Raw genomic sequence first — 16,494 nt, 5'->3', positions numbered from 1 at the left:
AAGGCCGACGGCACTCTAGCGTCGGCCTTCGTCGTTTACCCCTCCCCCCAAGATCGACACCGCGTCCATGTTCAAACGACTCCTGGCCACCAAGCATCCCCTCGCCAGCCACGGCGCCGCCGAGGCGCTGGGCCTGCATCGCACCCTGGGGCCCTGGGGGCTGACGGCGCTCGGGATCGGCGCGGTGATCGGCGGTGGCATCTTCGTCATCACCGGCCAGGCCGCGGCCGAGCACGCCGGCCCGGCCATCATCCTGAGCTTCATCCTGGCCGCGCTGTGCTGCGCCTTCTGCGCCATGGCCTACGCCGAGTTCGCCGCGATGGTGCCGGTGTCCGGCTCGGCCTACACCTACACCTACGCCACCCTGGGCGAGGCGGCGGCCTGGTTCATCGGGTGGATGCTGGTGCTGGAGTACGGCGTGTCGGCCTCGGCCGTGGCGGTCAGCTGGACCGGCTATTTCCTGAGCCTGCTGGACCAGTTCGGCATCCACCTGCCGGCGGCGCTGGTCAGCGCGCCACTGGACGGCAAGCTGCAGCCGACCGGCGCCATCGCCAACCTGCCGGCGGCGGCCATCGTGCTGTTGTTGACCTGGCTGTGCTACGTGGGCATCCGCAAGTCCTCGGCCATGAACATGGCCATGGTGATCCTCAAGACCTGCCTGATCCTGCTGATCATCATCGCCGGCTGGAAGTACGTGGACCCGGCCAACTGGCAGCCCTTCATTCCCGCCAACGAAGCCCCGGGCAAATTCGGCTGGGACGGCATCGTGCGCGGCGCGGCCATCGTGTTCTTCGCCTACATCGGCTTCGAGGCGGTTTCGGTGGCGGCCCAGGAATCCACCCGCCCGCAGCGTGACCTGCCCATCGGCATGCTGCTCTCGCTGGTGATCTGCACCGTGCTGTACATCGCCATGGCCGCGGTGATGACCGGCCTGGTGCCCTACACCGCCCTAGGCACGGCCGAGCCGGTGGTGACCGCGGTAGCCGCGCATCCGCAGCTGGGCTGGCTGCGCATCATCGTGGAAGTCGGCGCGCTGATCGGCCTGTCCTCGGTGGTGCTGGTGATGATCATCGGCCAGCCGCGGATCTTCATGATCATGGCCCACGACGGCCTGCTGCCGCCGGTGTTCACCAAGATCCACCCCAAGTACCGCACCCCGCACGTCAACACCGTCATCACCGGCATCGGCATCGCCATCCTGGCCGCGCTGTTCCCGCTGGACGTGCTGGGCGAGCTGACCTCGATGGGCACGCTGATCGCCTTCGCCGCGGTCTGCGCCGGCGTGCTGATCCTGCGCCACACGCAACCGGACATCCCGCGTCCGTTCCGAATCCCCTTCGCCTGGTTGATCTGCCTGGCCGGCGTCGGCAGCTGCCTGATGCTGCTGTCCACCATGACCATGCACAACTGGATGCTGATGATCGGCTGGACCGTGATCGGCTTCATCATCTATGCCGCCTACGGCTACCGGCACAGCCGGCTGCACACCAAGGGTTGAGTCAGCGCCGGTGCGCGCGCGGTAGAATCAGCCCATGAGCACCCTGCCTTACGACGACCAGCGCCTGGCGCTGCTGGCCGACCGCATCACCGCCAACGTGGCCGAGCTGGCCGCGCGCGGCTGGACGCCTGCGACCAGCAGCAATTTCTCCGAACGCCTGGACGATCGCCATGCGGCGATCACCGTGTCCGGCGCGGACAAGGGCCGCATGGGGCGCGAGCACATCATGGTGGTGGACTTCGACGGCCAGCCGGTGGCCACCGACAAGCGCCCCTCTGCCGAAACCCTGCTGCACACCCATCTGTATCGGCGTTTCCCTGAGATCGGCTGCGTGTTGCATACGCATTCGACCGTGCAGACCGTGGCCTCTCGCCTGTTCGCCGGGGCAGGACACATCCGCCTGGAAGGCTACGAACTGCTCAAGGCCTTCCACGGCAACAGCACTCATGAGATGGCCGTGGATGTGCCGGTGTTCGCCAATACCCAGGACATGAAGGTCCTGGCCGCCCAGGTCGACGCCCTGCTGGACACCCAGCCGTTGTGGGGCTACCTGATCGACGGCCATGGCCTGTACGCCTGGGGACGCACCATGGCCGAGGCGCGACGCCATCTGGAAGCCTTCGAATTCCTGTTCAACTGTGAACTGGAGTTACGCAAGTTGGGTTGTCGCGGCTAGACGCCGACAGCGTTCCACCGCCGCCCCAGTCTCACAACGCGATCGCTGATACCCTCGGCGGTCGTTCTTCCCCCTGTCAGTCACACGGGAGCCAGCCATGAGCCGACTTCGCATCTTCGACGAGAACAACCCGGACACCCCGGAGTTCGCCAGCTACGACCCGGACTTCATCGCCACCGAGCTTAAAAAGATCGGCGTGACCTTCGAGCGCTGGAAGGCCAGCCAGCCGGTGGAAGCCGGCGCCACGCCCGAGCAGGTGATGGAGGCCTATCGCGCCGACATCGACCGTCTGGTGGCCGAGCGCGGCTTCAAGTCCGTGGACGTGGTCAGCATCGCCCCGGACAATCCCAAGCGCGAGGAAATGCGCGCCAAGTTCCTCGATGAGCACTTCCACAAGGAAGACGAAGTGCGCTTCTTCGTGGACGGCTCGGGGCTGTTCACCCTGCACGTGGATGGCAAGGTCTACGAGATCGAATGCGTGAAGGACGACCTGATCGCGGTGCCCGACAGCACCCTGCACTGGTTCGACATGGGCGAGTCGCCGCGGTTCGTGGCCATCCGCTTCTTCACCGAGCCGGATGGCTGGGTCGGGCATTTCACCGGCGAGACCATCGCCCAGCGTTTTCCACGCTACGTGCCGGAGCAGGCCAGCTGATGGCGACCGCGCAGGTCATCCTCACCGACATCGAGGGCACCACCAGCAGCATCTCCTTCGTCAAGGACGTGCTGTTCCCCTATGCGCACCGCGCCCTGCCTGCCTTCGTGGCCGAGCACGGCGATGAGCTGGAGGTGCGGCAGTGGCTGGACCAGGTCGCCCAGGAAGTGGGCGATGCCGCCAGCGACGAGACCATCGTCCAGACCCTGCAGGCCTGGATCGAGGAGGACCGTAAACACACCGCGCTCAAGGCGCTGCAGGGCATGATCTGGGAGGCCGGTTTCCACGATGCCGACTTCACCGCGCACATGTATCCGGACGCGGCCGCGGCACTGCAGGCCTGGTACGGCGAGGGCTTCAAGCTCTACGTGTACTCCTCCGGCTCGGTGCCGGCGCAGAAGCTGTTCTTCGGTCACAGCGATGCCGGCGATCTGACGCCCTTGATCTCCGGCTGGTTCGACACCGAGATCGGAGGCAAGCGCGAGGTGGACAGCTACAAGGCCATCGTCGAGCGCGTGGCCGTGCCGGCCGAGGAGATCCTGTTCCTGTCCGATGTGGTGGAAGAGCTCGATGCGGCCAGGTCCGCCGGGCTGCAGACGGTGCTGCTGGACCGTCGTGAGGACTATGCGGCGCCGCGCACCGGCCAGGCCACTGGTGGCCACAAGCGGGTGGAGAGCTTCGAGCAGATCCAGCTCGCGAGCTGAGGCGGCGACGCCCTAAGCGTTTGGGGGATTACCGGCGGGCGCTGTTTCGCGCGCCGCCCGCGGTTGGACCGACCCAAACGCACACTGCTCCGTGGGAGCGGCTCTGGGTGGCCTCGGGCCATCAGCCGCGAAGAGCTATACCGTGAGAGCCTCTTCGCGCCTGAAGGCGCTCCCATAGGCCGATCTGGACTCCCCATGGCGATCTGGACTCGTCTCGAGGGCGGCAAAGAGGGTCGCTGAAGCTCCACTCGAGCCGCTTTCACAAGGCGTCTTTGGAACCGTCGGCGTTCACTGACGGCGACCGAATAGGACTGATTCGCGTTTCTTCACGGCCCTGGCGCGATCCGTAGACTTGCCGCGGTGCGGCCAGCCAGCGCAAGCCCGCCAGCCCGCACGGCCTCCTCGCAAGCCAGCCTTCGCAAGCCAGCCAGGACCGCCCATCGCCGCCCGCCAGGCCCGTGGACCGGGTCCTCAGCCAGCCGGCGCCTGCCCCGCTCCCCGCCGCAACACACGTCCGGCGCCACGCGCCAGCTGCATGGCGGTGGATTTGAGCGTGTCGCGCGCGGCCGACGCACCGACCGCCCCGGGCTTCAAGCCCAGCTTGCGCAGGCGATGGTTGAACTGCATGGCCCGCGACCAGCGCAGGGTCTCGTCGGTCTGGAAGAAGAACGCCATCGAGATCGACACGTCCTCGGGCCCGTTCTTGACGTAGTGCCCGGAGATGTAGGGGATGTGGATGGCCTCGCCGGCCTTGAAGTCGAACTTGATCGCGTGCCGGTCCAGCTCATCGCGCCACAGCGGGATCGAATCGTTGCGGGCCATGTAGGACTCGCAGATTTCCTGCGGCACGATGTCCTCGCGGAAGTTCGGAAACACCGCGACCTGCTTGCTGCCGCGCAGCTGCATCAGGAAGTTGGAATAGCGATCGAAGTGGAACGGGGTCTGCGCATTGGGCGAGGCGATGAACAGCCACATGCGCGGCTCGTGGATGGCGCGCGAGCGGCCGGCCTGGCGCTGCAAGGCCGTCACTTCCGCGCACAGGTCCGCGTACAGGCCCTGGAAGGCCGGATCGTCCTGTGGGTCGCGCACGGCGATGTAGGAGCTGGAGGTGCGGATGGTCTCAATGGTCTGGACCAGGCTCATCCCGTTGTGGTGATCGATATGGGCGCGGTCGAAGTTGATCGCCAGGTCCGACAGACCCTTGGAGTACATCACCCGATGGGACGGCAGGCGCGGCAGCGATTCGGCCAGGCCTTCGATCGTCAGCGCCGGATGGCCCAGCAACTGGTGCTGGAATTTGAATGGCGCGCGATCCAGCTGCGCCGACGGCAGGTCGGCGCCAAAGCAATGTCCCATTTTCCCTCCCTCGATTCCCGCCCCTGCCCGTTCAGGCAGTGACGCTGTTCGTGTCTAAAACGCGGGCTGGCCGGAAATCGGCCAGCCGGCGATGACCGTAGCAGATGAGCGGTAGAGCGCCGATGCGGGGGCTTGCCGCACTAAACACCCCAGCGTTGGCTCGCACGGGCGCGAGCTCGCTGATCGCTCGAAAGCCGGATTTCATACTAGAAACCCCGAATCCACCTGTGGGAGCGGCTTTAGCCGCGAAGGGGCTTTGTCGGGAAAGCCCTTTCGCGGCTGAAGCCGCTCCCACAGGGTCACCTGCGCTTAGCAGGATCGTGGCGAGGATGGGTTCTACGAGACACCCAGCGCTGTTTGGGGAGCTGTCCGCCCGAGGAGATGCTAGGCCACCGCCACTGCGATTCAAGAAGCAGCCTGGTGGCGCTGGCGCAGCACGTGCACCGCATCGGCCAGCGACAGGCCGCGCGCGCGCAGCAGCACGGTCAGATGGAACAGCAGGTCGGCGCTTTCGCCGAGCAGCGCGGCATCGTCCTGGGCCACGCCGGCCAGGGCGACCTCCACGCCCTCCTCGCCCACTTTCTGGGAGATCCGGCGCACGCCGTCGTTGAACAGTTTGGTCGTATAGCTGCCTTCCGGGCGCGCGCGGTGGCGCGACTGCACCAGCGCGTCCAACTCGGAGAGGAAATCCGAAGGCGCCTGGGCAAAGCAACTGGGGCGCTGCAGATGGCAGGTGGGCCCGTGCGGAATGGCCTGCACCAGCAACGCATCCTGGTCGCAGTCCATGTCGATGGACACCACCTGCAGCACGTGGCCGGTGGTCTCGCCCTTGGTCCACAGCCGCTGCTTGCTGCGACTGAAGAAGGTCACTTTGCCCAGCTGCAGGGTGGCCCGCAACGCGTCCAGGTTCATGTAGCCCAGCATCAGCACGCGCAGGTTGCGGGCATCCTGGACGATCACCGGCAGCAGGCCGCCGCCCTTGCTCCAGTCCAGGGCCGCCGGGTCCACGCTGCTGCGGATGGCGGGGGTGGCTTCAGTGGGCATTACGGACCTCGATGGCTTGGGCGCGCAGGTAACGCTTGAGTTCGGGAATGGCGATGGCGCCGCTGTGGAAGACGCTCGCGGCCAGGGCCGCGTCCACGTCGGCCTGCTGGAAGGCGGCGGCGAAATGCTCCGGCAACCCGGCCCCGCCCGAGGCGACCAACGGCACGTGGCACAGCGCGCGCGCGGCCGTGAGCTGCTCGACGTCGTAGCCGCGGCGCACGCCGTCGCTGTCCATGCAGTTGAGCACGATCTCGCCGGCACCCAGCGCCTGCGCTTGCACGATCCAGTCCAGGGTGCGCAGGCCTTCGGCGCGGGTCTTGCTGGGGTCGCCGGTGTAGCTGCGCACGCGCCACTGGCCATCGGCCTCGCGCACCGAATCGATGCCCACCACCACGCACTGCACGCCGAAGGCCGTGGCCAGCTCGCCGATCAGCGCCGGGCGCTCCAGCGCCGGGGTGTTGATCGAGACCTTGTCTGCACCGGCGTGCAGCACCGCGCGGGCGGTTTCCACGCTGCGAATGCCGCCGGCCACGCAGAACGGGATGTCGAGCAGGCGCGAGACTTTTTCCACCCAGCCGTAGTCGACCGAGCGACCTTCCGGGCTGGCGCCGATGTCGTAGAACACCAGTTCGTCCGCGCCGGCGTCGCGGTAGCGCAGCGCCAGCTCGGCGATATCGCCCATGTCGACGTGGTCGCGGAACTTGACGCCCTTGACCACGCGCCCGCCGCGCACGTCCAGGCAGGGCACGATGCGCCGGCTCAGCATGCCTCGGCCTCCGCGAAGGCCTGCGGCAGGGTGAAGCGCCCTTCCAGCAGGGCACGGCCCAGGACGATGCCACCGCAGCCTGCGGCCTTGGCCTGGCGCACGTCGCCCACGGCGTGCACGCCGCCGGAGGCCTGGACCTGGACCCCGGGCAGCAGCGCCACCAGGTGGCGATAAAGCGCGAAATTGGGGCCGTTCAACATGCCATCGCGGGCGATATCGGTGCACAGCAGGTGCCGCAGGCCGGCGGCGGCGTAGCGCTTGGCCAGTTCGTCCAGGACCAGGCCGGAGCCTTCGGTCCAGCCATGGATCGGCAGCTGCCAGATGCCGGCCGCGTCCTGGCGCGCGTCCAGGGCCACGGTGATGCGCTCCGGGCCGAACTCGGCCAGCCATGCCAGCACCTCGTCCGGCGCACGTACCGACAGCGACCCGATCACCACCCGCGCCGCGCCGGCCTCCAGCAGCGCCAGCACGTCCTCGCGCCCGCGCACGCCGCCGCCGGTCTGCACCTGCAGGCCGGTGGTGGCGCGCAGTTGCTGCAACAGCGGCGCCAGGGTGTAGCCGCCGGCACGGGCGGCATCCAGATCGACCAGGTGCAGCCAGCGCGCGCCCTGGGCGGCGTAGGCCTGCGCGGCGGCCAGCGGATCCTCGCCGTAAGTGGTCTGGCGGTCGTAGTCGCCCTGGGCCAGGCGCACCACGCGCCCGCCGCGCACATCGATGGCGGGATAAAGCTGGAAGGAAGTTTCGGAAGTCATGACAGGGTTCGCAGGCGCAGGCATCAGGCCAGGCCGAATTCGATGAAGTTCTGCAGCAGCCGCGCGCCGACGGCCGCCGAGCGTTCGGGGTGGAACTGCGCGCCGGCCACACGCCCGCGCTGCACCACCGCGGCGAAGGCCTGCCCGTGGGTGGCGCTGCTCAGGCAGTCCTCACTCACGGGCGCGGCGTAGCTGTGGACGAAGTAGGCCTGGTCGTGCGGCCCGATCCCGCGCGTCAGCGAGGCCTCGCGCCGGGCCGCCAGCGTGTTCCAGCCCATGTGCGGCACGCGGATGCCCGGCGACACCGGCAGCTTGGCCACACGCCCGGCCAGCAGCCCCAGGCAGGCGGTGTCGTCCTCCTCGGAATGCTCGAACAGCACCTGCATGCCCACGCATACGCCCAGCAGCGGCGCCTGCAATGATCGAATGGTGTCGATCAGGTCCAGTTCGCGCAGCCGCGCCATCACCTGCGCTGCCGCGCCCACGCCGGGCAGGATCACTCGATCGGCGCGGCCGATCACTTGCGCATCGGTGGTCAGCTCGGCTTCCACCCCCAGCCGGCCCAGCGCATAGCGCACCGAACCGATATTGGCGCCGCCGGCATCGATCAAGGCCAGCCGGATCACAGCGCCCCCTTGGTCGAGGGCAGCTCGGAGCCTTCGCGCCGGATCGCCTGCCGCAGCGCGCGTGCCAGGGCCTTGAAGCAGCCCTCGACCTGGTGATGGTCGTTGTCGCCGCGTACCTGCAGGTTGAGGTTGAGCCCAGCCGCATCGCACAGCGAGCGGAAGAAATGCGGCACCAGTTCGGTGGGCATGTCGCCTACGCGTTCGCGTTTGAAGCTGCCGTCGAACACCAGGTAGGGCCGGCCGGAGAAATCCAGCGCCGCGCTCACCAGGCATTCGTCCATCGGCAGGGTGAAGCCATAGCGGCCGATGCCGCGCTTGTCGCCCAGCGCCTGCTTCAGCGCCTCGCCCAGCGCCAGGGCGGTGTCCTCGATGGTGTGGTGCTCGTCGATGTGCAGATCGCCGGTGGTCTGGATCTGCAGCGAGAAGCCGCCGTGCTTGCCGATCTGTTCCAGCATGTGGTCGAAGAACGGCAGGCCGGTGTGGATCTTCGGCTCGGCCACCTTGTCCAGGTCCAGCTCGACCAGGATGTCGGTCTCCTTGGTCTTGCGCCGCACGCGCGCCGTGCGCGGCGCATCGGCCAGGGCATGGGCGATGCCGGCCCAGTCCCACTCGCCACCGAACTGCTCGGTCCTGAGCTGGAAGCCGCGGATGCCCAGGTTCTGCGCGAAGCGGATGTCGGTCTCGCGGTCGCCGACCATGGCCGAGCCGTCCAGGTCGATGCCGCGATCGCGCAGGTAGTGCAGGACCAGTCCGAGCTCGGGCTTGCGGGTCGGGGCCTTGTCGGCCGGCCAGCTGCAGTCCACCAGCACTTCGCGGAAGATGATGCCCTGGCTTTCGAAGATCTGCAGCATCAGATTGTTGGGGCCGTCGAAGCGCTCGCGTGGATAGCCCTCGGTGCCCAACCCGTCCTGGTTGGTGACGATGACGAACTGGAAGCCGGCATCGCGCAGCTTCAGCATCGCCGGGATCACGCCCTTCACCAAGCGCAGCTTCTCGTAGGCGTCGATCTGGAAGTCGGCCGGCTCCTCAATCAGGGTGCCGTCGCGGTCGACGAAGAGGATCTTGGTGCCGCTCATGCCGCCACCGCCTGCGCACTCAGCGCGTCCAGCACGCGGGCGTTCTGCTCTGGAGAGCCAATCGTGATGCGCAAGGCATCGCCCAGCTGCGGCGCGGCGCGCTGGTCGCGCACCACGATGCCGGCGCCCAGCAGCGCGTCGAACGCGCCTTGAGCATCCTCGAAGCGCACCAGCAGGAAGTTGGCATCGGAGGCGTAGACGCGTCGCACGCCGGGCAGGACCGCCAGCGCCGCAGCCAGGCGAGCGCGCTCGGCGATCACCGTGGCGATGCGTGCGCGCGTGGCCGCCAGCGCGTCGGGCGAAAGCCCGGCCGCCGCCAGTTCCGCGCACGGCGTGGGCACCGGATATGGCGCCTGGCAGGCACGCAGCACCGACACCAGGCGCCTATCGGCGATCACCACACCCACGCGGGCCGCGGCCAGGGCGTGGGCCTTGGACAAGGTGCGCAGCACCGCCACTTCCGGGTACCGCGCGCGCAGCGTCAGCGCTGAGGGCACTTGGGAAAATTCGCCGTAGGCCTCATCCACCACCACCAGCGCGCGCCCCTGCAGGCGCTGCAGCAGTGCCTCGATGTCGGCCAGCGGGATCGACGCGCCGGTCGGATTGGCCGGCGAGCACAGGAACACCACCTTGGCGCCCTGCGCCAGCACCGCCTGCGCGATCGCCTCCAAGTCCGGTGCGAAGCCGCCCGGTCCATCCACCAGTGGCACCTCGATCAACCGCGCGTCCTGCAGGCGGGCACTGACCGCATACATGCCGAACACCGGCGGGGCGATGACCACCGCATCGCGCCCTGCCACGCACAGCGTGCGCACCAGCAGGTCGATGGCCTCGTCGCTGCCGCGGCCGATCAGCAACTCCTCCGGCGCGCAGCCGTACAGGCCGCACAGCGCGGCCTTGAGCGCAGCCGGTTGCGGATCGGGATAGCGGCGCGAGGTGGCGCTGGCGTCGGCCGGATTGCTCCAGGCGCTCTCGTTGGCGTTGAGCCAGACATCACCGCGCAGGGCTTCGGTACGGGCGGACTTGTAGCCGCTAAAAGCCCGCAGATCCGGGCGGACCAGGTCGAGCAGATCGGGCTGCTTTTGATCGGGGGTGCTCATCGGGCGGCCTCCTGCAGGCGCAGGCGCACGGCATTGGCGTGGGCCTCCAGGCGCTCGGCCTCGGCCAGGGTCACCGCCGAAGGGCCGATGGCCAGGAGGCCGGCCGCGCTGGCCGACTGCACGCTGACGAAATTCTGGAAACTGGCCACCGACACGCCGCTGTAGGCACGCGCCGCGCCACTGGTCGGCAGCACGTGGTTGGTGCCGCTGCAGTAGTCGCCCAGCGCCTCGGGCGTGTAGTCGCCCAGGAACACCGAGCCGGCGGCCTCGACCTTGGGGAGCCACACGCGCGGCTCGCGCAGGGCCAGGATCAGGTGCTCGGGCGCGTAGCGATTGCTGATGGCAAAGGCCTGCTCCAGCGACTCCACCTGCACCAGGCGCGAGGCCGACAGCGCGCGCCGGGCGATGTCGGCACGCGGCAGCGCGGCCAGTTGGGTGGCCAGGGCGGCTTCCACGCGATCCAGCAGACCGGCATCGTCGGACAGCAGCAGCACCTGCGAATCCGGCCCGTGCTCGGCCTGCGAGAGCAGGTCGGCGGCCACGAAGTCCGCATTGGCCCCGGCATCGGCGATCACCAGCACTTCCGACGGCCCGGCGGGCATGTCGATGGCCGCCGCCCCGCTCTGCGCCACCTGCTGCTTGGCCTCGGTGACGTAGCTGTTGCCGGGCCCAAAGAGCTTGTCGCAGGCCGGCACCGGCCCGGCGCCATAGGCCATCGCCGCGATGGCCTGGGCGCCGCCCAGCACGAAGACCCGGCCCACGCCGGTCAGGCGCGCGGCCACCAGCACGGCCGGATCGGCGCTGCCGTCCTTGCGCGGCGGCGTGCACAGCACCACCTCGCGGCACCCGGCCAGCTGCGCCGGCACGCCCAGCATCAGCGCGGTCGAAGGCAGCGGCGCGCTGCCGGCCGGCACGTACAGTCCGACCCGCCCGATCGGGCGAATCATGCGCTCGCACACCACGCCAGGTGCGGTCTCCACGGCATAGGGCTTGGCCATGCCGGCCTTGTGGAAGGCGGTGATGCGCGCGGCAGCCTCGACCATGGCCTGCTTCAGCGCCGGGTCGATGGCGGCCTCCGCGGCGGCGAACGCATCCTCGCCCACCTCGAAGGACACGGGCGCGGCGCCATCCAGGCGCTGGGTGATCGCGCGCAGGGCTTCCAGTCCGCCGCTGCGCACCTCCTCGATGAGGGCGGCTACGGTGCGACGGGTCTGCTCGGCCACGGTCTGCGCGGGGCGCTCCAGCGTCTGCGCCTGGGCCTGGTCGTCCAGCGCGCTCCAGAAGATGCGCTGGGCGCTGGAAGTATCGGTGCGTAGGTTCGCGTTCATGCCAGCGAGCGCTCCACCGACAGCACCATCAGCCCGCGCGCGCCGGCGCGTTCGAGCTCTTCCAGCTGCTGCCAGCTGATGGCGGTATGGCACATGGTCTGCAGCGAAATGCCCTCGGCGTGCTCGCCCGGCAGCTGCACTAGCGGCTCGGCATCGGCCAGCAACCGGGTCAGCGCCGGCACCGTGTCGGGGGCAGCGCGGAACATCAGCAGCTTGCTGTCCTTGAGCTTGAGCACGCCGTCCATGCGCCGCAGCAGCATGGCCGACAGGTCCGCGCGCGCGTCGTTGAAGCCGCGCACCGGCCCGGCCAGCACGGCTTCGCTGTCCAGCAGCGTCTCCACCGGCTTGAGCTGGTTGGCCTTGAGCGTGGCCCCGCTGGAGACCAGGTCGCAGATCAGGTCGGCGGTATCCAGCTTGGGCGCGATCTCCACCGAGCCGGAGAGTTCAACCACCGAGGCCTCCACCCCGCGCGCGGACAGCCACTGCCGCAGGATCGCCGGATAGCTGGTGGCGATGCGCAGGCCCTGCAGCTGCTGGGCGCCCTCCCACTCCCAGGTCTCGGGAATGGCCAGCATCAGCCGGCAGCCGCCGAAGCCCAGCGGGCGGACTTCGCGATACGCAGGAGACAGGCCGATCTCCAGGCGTGCATTGGCCTGCTCGTCCAGCTCGTTGCGGCCGACGATGCCGTAGTCGCACACGCCATCGGCGATCAGCCCTGGGATGTCGTCATCGCGCACCAGCAGCAGGTCCACCGGCAGCGATTCGCCGTAGCAGAACAGCTTGTCGCGGCTCTCGCGCCAGCTCAGGCCACAAGCGGCCAGCAGGCTGCGCGCCGGGTCGGCCAGGCGGCCGGATTTCTGGATGGCGATGCGCAGACGGTCGCGCGTCGCATTGGCAACGATGGGAGGCATGGCAGGAGACTTCAGTGAGAGGCGGCGCCGCGCGACTGCTGGCGGCGCAGGGCGGTGGCATAGCCGCCGGTGCCGGTTTCCAGCGTGCGCGCCACGCGCCCGATGGTGGTGACGCTGACCTCGGTCAGCTCATGGATTTCGCGGTACGGCACGCCCTTGAGAATCAGCGGCACCACGCGCCAGCGATCGGCCATGGCTTCCAGCTCGGCGGGCGTACACAGGTCGACCAGGAACGCGCGCACCTCCTCCGGCTCGGTCAGACCCGCCAACGCAAGCGCCAGCGACTGCTGGGCCAGGCTGGTGGTCTTCTCGTCGGTGTCGGCGCGGCGCTTCATGGATGTCTCAATGTAATAACGCGCTATCACATTAGCACGAGCGTGCGGGTCGCGACAACCCGCTGGCCCACCGTGCGCCTGTGGGGCGATCGACCGCGCTAGCATCGCTCAGTGCCCAGCCCCGCACATCCGCGACAAGGAGTCGCCCGTGTCCCGATTCAGATCCACGGTGCTTGCCGCCATGCTCACCACAGGCCTGCTGTGCAGCGCAGGACTGACGACTGGCCCACTCGCGGAACAGGACGGCAGACCCGCGACACCGGCAACCGTGCAACCCCCATTGGACAGCCGCGCAAGGCTCGACGCCTGGCTCGAGGCCAGCCGGGGCATGCGCGACCCTCTTGACGCCTTTTCCGCCGGCGGCAGGCAACGCTTTCTGTCAGGGCTGCAGTTCGGCGAGCGCGGCGTGGTGTCGCTTCCCTTCGAAGACATGCGCTGGGAGCTGGATCAAGAACAGGCGCAGGCGGTACTCACCTTGCTCGGCCTGGATGCCGACCCGATCGCCAAGACGCTCCAGACATCGCCTGTTCCATCCTCATGGCGCGCAGATCCGCATAGGCCGAGCGGCATCGATCAGCGCTACTCCGAGTACATCGCCCTGACCCGCGCCGCGACACGACTGGATGACTTGGCCAGGGCACGACACGCGGGCGCGGGATTTCGACAGGTGTTCCCTCGGCACCTGGTCGAAGGCGCCGCCAAGCTCGGCAATCCCGACCTCTTGCTACTGACCCGCGCCACGTCCATCGCGGCCAACGACAGCGGCGACCCTGGATTGGCCGAGGAATTGCTGACCTTGATCGATCTGCTGGGCAAGCGCGGCATGCAAAGCCACGCCCTGATCGAAAGCGCGCAACGTGCCCTGCTGGCCTCGGCCAAGCTCGATGACGCACGAGCGCTGGTCACGCATTTCCCCGCGCTGAAACTTGCCTCCGTGCCCGCTGTCGTCACGCCTGCTGATGCTCTGCCAACCGGTCCGCGCTGGTGGCGCCTGTCAGCGGATGGGACGCGAATGGATGCTGCAACCGTCGACCTGAGCGATCTCCAGATCCTTGTCCTTGCAGGTTGCCACTTCTCGGTGGACGCGGCGCGCGATATCGCGTCCGACCCGGAACTCGCACCGGTCTTCGCCGCCCATGCCCACTGGATCGGCCAGCCACCGGGGATCGAGGACCTGAATGCCTGGAAGGACTGGAATGCCCAGTTCCCCAATTCGCCCATGTATTTGGTCACGCGGCGCAGCGACTGGGCGCTCTTCCGGAATTGGCCAATGCCCACCTATGCCGTCATCCGCAGCGGTAAGGTCTTGGAGCAGATGAGCGGCGCATTCGGGAACGCACCGGAGCTGCGTCTTGCATTGATCGCGATGCTGGGACGGCATGGGTTGATGTCGCCTGCGAACGGCACGGAGTGATTAAGGGCAAAGCTTGTGGATCACTGCCAGCGGGCTCCGGGTTCCGCTTCCAGGGCAGGCAAGCGCAGGCCACAAAGACTGAATTCGGTTCATTTGCGCGGCCCTGCCTGAGCAGGCAGGCGGGCGACCGAGGCCGGCACGCCAGCCATGGCCACCATGTCCGTCTGGAGCAAATGGTGGATGGAAAAGCGCCATCCACCCTACGGCGGGTGGACAACGCGAGGCTTGTCCACCACGGCGCCTGCGCGGATGAGCGCGAGACGCTTTCAAGACCGCGGTGCTCGTTCCGCGGCGGCGGTGGATGGAGGAGCGCCATCCACCCTACGTAGGGTGGACAAGGCGGAGCTTGTCCACCAGGGCCTGCGGCGGCGGAGCATGAGGTGCCGACATGAGCGCGTTGGCCGTTCCGTGGTGGTGGATGGAGAAGCGTCATCCACCCTACGTAGGGTGGACAACGCGAAGCTTGTCCACCAGGGCCTGCGGCGGCGGAGCGTGGGGTTCCGACATGAGCGCGTCGCCCGACTCCGCGACGGTGGATGGAGGAGCGTCATCCACCCTACGAAATTGCCGCCTGGTTCCCTGCCTCTCCCAGGTGCGGGAGCGGCGTTGGTCACTTCGATAGTCGCTCGCGTAGGGCGCTGCTTCGAGCAGAGAACAGTGCGCCACGGCACCGTTCCCTCGATCTCCGCCGCCAAAGCTTGCGGGCTTGTCGCCGCTAATTGCCATATGCCAGCTGGGGCTGCGGCGTTCAACAGCGCCCGCTGCCACGCATCCTCTGCGCGGTCAGCGCCCTGCCAGGGCGCTGACCTGGGCCAGCTCCACGCGCAGGGTGCTGGCCAGTTCCTCGCGCGGGACCTCGAACTGCAGTTCGCGCACCAGATCCTTCACCGTGACCACGCCGCGGGCCAGCTCGTCCTCGCCGGCCAGGGCCACGAAGCGGATGCCGGCGCGCGAGGCGTACTGGAACTGCTTGCCGATCTTCTTCGGCTCCATCTGCACTTCGGTATTGATGCCACCGGCGCGCAGGCGCTGGGCGATGTCCAGCGATTCGGGCAACTGTGCCTCGTCCATCAGCGCCACCAGCGCCTGCACGCTGCTGACGTCGGCCTCCACGATCAGCCCAGCCTCGCGCAGCTGCCAGAACAGGCGCGTCAGCCCGATCGAAATGCCAACGCCGGGCAGCTTGGACTTGCTGTAGTGGCTGGCTAGGTTCTCGTAGCGCCCGCCCGAGCAGATCGAGCCGATCTGCGGATACGCATCCAGCTGGGTCTCGTAGACCGTGCCGGTGTAGTAGTCCAGGCCGCGGGCGATGGAGAAGTTCAGGCAGTACGCACCCTGCGGCACGCCCAGGGCCTTGACCAGGGTCAGCACCTCGCGCAGCTCGGCGATGCCTTCGTTGAACACCTCGCTGCCCTGCCCCAGCTTGTCCAGCTGCGCCAGCGCGTCGTCGTGGCCGTTGGAGCGCACGGCGACAAAGGCCAGGATCTGCTCCACCACCGCCTCGGACAGGCCAAAGGCCTCGCCCGTGAGCGTCTCGCGAACGTAGTCCGGGCCGCGCTTGTCCAGCTTGTCGACCTCCCGCAGCACCAGCATCTGCTGCTCGCCATCGGCCACGCCCAGGTTCTCGAAGAACCCGCGCATCAGCTTGCGGTTGTTGAGCTGCACGGTGAAATCGCCGATCTGCAGCTCGGAGAACACCGCGTGGATCACCGCCAGGATCTCGGCATCGAAACGGATGCTCAGCGCATCCTTGCCGATCACATCGATGTCGCACTGGTAGAACTCGCGGAAACGGCCGCGCTGGGCGCGCTCGCCGCGATACACGCGCTGCATCTGGTAGCGGCGGAACGGAAAGGCCAGCTCGTGCTCGTGCTCGGCCACGTAACGCGCCAGCGGCACGGTCAGGTCGAAGCGCAGCGCCAGCTCGGGCAGGCCCTCGTTGGCCTGGGCCAGGGCGCCGGTGGACTGGGCGAAATACACCTGGCGCTCGGTCTCGCCGCCGGACTTGGTCAGCAGCACCTCGGACAGCTCGAACACCGGCGTCTCCACCGGCAGGAAGCCGAAACGCTCGTAATTGCGGCGGATCGTGTCCAGCATGCGCTGGAAGGCGATCTGGTCACGGGGCAGCAGCTCCATGACACCAGGCGGCGTGCGCGGCTTGATCAAGCGGGTGACTCCGAACGTGCGGTGGGGCCGCTCATTCTAGCCGAGCCCGCCCCGTGGGCACCCCGCAAAGCCTGCTGTCATCGCGTT

The 16,494-nt window shown here is 68.3% G+C and carries 16 protein-coding genes; 5 read left to right on the top strand and 11 right to left on the bottom strand.

From position 1 onward, the window contains the following. Nucleotides 1-67: 67 nt before the first annotated feature. From EPA99_RS04210 to mtnC, 4 genes are all read left to right on the top strand, one after another. Complete coding sequence (locus tag EPA99_RS04210) at nt 68-1,498, top strand: amino acid permease (RefSeq protein ID WP_129469944.1); 1,431 nt, start codon at nt 68-70, stop codon at nt 1,496-1,498. 34 nt (nt 1,499-1,532) lie between these two features. Then, the gene (locus EPA99_RS04205) at nt 1,533-2,174 is read left to right on the top strand and encodes a methylthioribulose 1-phosphate dehydratase (protein WP_129469943.1); all 642 of its coding nucleotides are present in this window, start codon (nt 1,533-1,535) and stop codon (nt 2,172-2,174) included. 97 nt (nt 2,175-2,271) lie between these two features. Then, nucleotides 2,272-2,829 (top strand): 1,2-dihydroxy-3-keto-5-methylthiopentene dioxygenase, encoded by a 558-nt coding sequence (locus tag EPA99_RS04200; RefSeq protein ID WP_129469942.1) that lies wholly within the window; start codon nt 2,272-2,274, stop codon nt 2,827-2,829. Next, nucleotides 2,829-3,533, top strand: coding sequence for an acireductone synthase (gene mtnC, locus EPA99_RS04195; RefSeq protein WP_129469941.1), 705 nt, complete (start codon nt 2,829-2,831; stop codon nt 3,531-3,533). The genes EPA99_RS04200 and mtnC overlap by 1 nt, the downstream gene beginning before the upstream one ends. Before the next feature lie 471 nt (nt 3,534-4,004). On the opposite strand, the gene EPA99_RS04190 is transcribed toward mtnC, so the two are convergent. The 10 genes from EPA99_RS04190 to EPA99_RS04145 form a co-directional block, all read right to left on the bottom strand. Beyond that, complete coding sequence (locus tag EPA99_RS04190) at nt 4,005-4,889, bottom strand: cupin-like domain-containing protein (RefSeq protein ID WP_129469940.1); 885 nt, start codon at nt 4,887-4,889, stop codon at nt 4,005-4,007. A 405-nt stretch (nt 4,890-5,294) separates the two neighbouring features. Next, on the bottom strand, nt 5,295-5,933 hold the full coding sequence (hisIE, locus tag EPA99_RS04185; protein ID WP_129469939.1) for a bifunctional phosphoribosyl-AMP cyclohydrolase/phosphoribosyl-ATP diphosphatase HisIE: 639 nt from the start codon (nt 5,931-5,933) through the stop codon (nt 5,295-5,297). Next, complete coding sequence (gene hisF / locus EPA99_RS04180; protein ID WP_129469938.1) at nt 5,923-6,699, bottom strand: imidazole glycerol phosphate synthase subunit HisF; 777 nt, start codon at nt 6,697-6,699, stop codon at nt 5,923-5,925. Before hisF ends, hisIE begins: the two co-directional genes overlap by 11 nt. Next, nucleotides 6,693-7,451, bottom strand: coding sequence for a 1-(5-phosphoribosyl)-5-[(5-phosphoribosylamino)methylideneamino]imidazole-4-carboxamide isomerase (gene hisA, locus EPA99_RS04175; RefSeq protein WP_129469937.1), 759 nt, complete (start codon nt 7,449-7,451; stop codon nt 6,693-6,695). The genes hisF and hisA overlap by 7 nt, the downstream gene beginning before the upstream one ends. 23 nt (nt 7,452-7,474) lie before the next feature. Beyond that, nucleotides 7,475-8,077 (bottom strand): imidazole glycerol phosphate synthase subunit HisH, encoded by a 603-nt coding sequence (gene hisH / locus EPA99_RS04170; protein ID WP_164978559.1) that lies wholly within the window; start codon nt 8,075-8,077, stop codon nt 7,475-7,477. Further along, nucleotides 8,074-9,153 carry a bifunctional histidinol-phosphatase/imidazoleglycerol-phosphate dehydratase HisB gene (gene hisB / locus EPA99_RS04165; RefSeq protein WP_129469936.1) on the bottom strand — a complete coding sequence of 360 codons (1,080 nt, stop codon included), beginning with the start codon at nt 9,151-9,153 and terminating at the stop codon, nt 8,074-8,076. Before hisB ends, hisH begins: the two co-directional genes overlap by 4 nt. Continuing rightward, the gene (hisC, locus tag EPA99_RS04160) at nt 9,150-10,253 is read right to left on the bottom strand and encodes a histidinol-phosphate transaminase (protein ID WP_129469935.1); all 1,104 of its coding nucleotides are present in this window, start codon (nt 10,251-10,253) and stop codon (nt 9,150-9,152) included. Before hisC ends, hisB begins: the two co-directional genes overlap by 4 nt. Continuing rightward, nucleotides 10,250-11,581, bottom strand: a complete 1,332-nt coding sequence (hisD, locus tag EPA99_RS04155) for a histidinol dehydrogenase (RefSeq protein WP_129469934.1) — start codon at nt 11,579-11,581, stop codon at nt 10,250-10,252. Before hisD ends, hisC begins: the two co-directional genes overlap by 4 nt. After that, a complete protein-coding gene (gene hisG, locus EPA99_RS04150) occupies nt 11,578-12,492 on the bottom strand; it encodes an ATP phosphoribosyltransferase (protein WP_129469933.1) in 915 nt (304 codons plus the stop codon). The genes hisD and hisG overlap by 4 nt, the downstream gene beginning before the upstream one ends. 11 nt (nt 12,493-12,503) lie before the next feature. Further along, nucleotides 12,504-12,827: a YerC/YecD family TrpR-related protein gene (locus EPA99_RS04145; protein ID WP_129469932.1), complete on the bottom strand. Its 324-nt coding sequence runs from the start codon at nt 12,825-12,827 to the stop codon at nt 12,504-12,506. 148 nt (nt 12,828-12,975) lie between these two features. Here EPA99_RS04145 and EPA99_RS04140 point away from each other — a divergent pair, with 148 nt between their 5' ends. Continuing rightward, a complete protein-coding gene (locus tag EPA99_RS04140; protein ID WP_129469931.1) occupies nt 12,976-14,241 on the top strand; it encodes a hypothetical protein in 1,266 nt (421 codons plus the stop codon). A 783-nt stretch (nt 14,242-15,024) separates the two neighbouring features. Here EPA99_RS04140 and hisS read toward each other — a convergent pair. Continuing rightward, nucleotides 15,025-16,407 carry a histidine--tRNA ligase gene (hisS, locus tag EPA99_RS04135; RefSeq protein WP_129469930.1) on the bottom strand — a complete coding sequence of 461 codons (1,383 nt, stop codon included), beginning with the start codon at nt 16,405-16,407 and terminating at the stop codon, nt 15,025-15,027. Nucleotides 16,408-16,494 lie beyond the last annotated feature (87 nt).

The organism is Pseudoxanthomonas composti (assembly GCF_004122095.1).
Taxonomy (GTDB): Bacteria; Pseudomonadota; Gammaproteobacteria; order Xanthomonadales; family Xanthomonadaceae; genus Pseudoxanthomonas_A; species Pseudoxanthomonas_A composti.
Note: the sequence above shows the minus strand (reverse complement) of the source record. Positions and strands in the feature narration are given on the sequence as shown.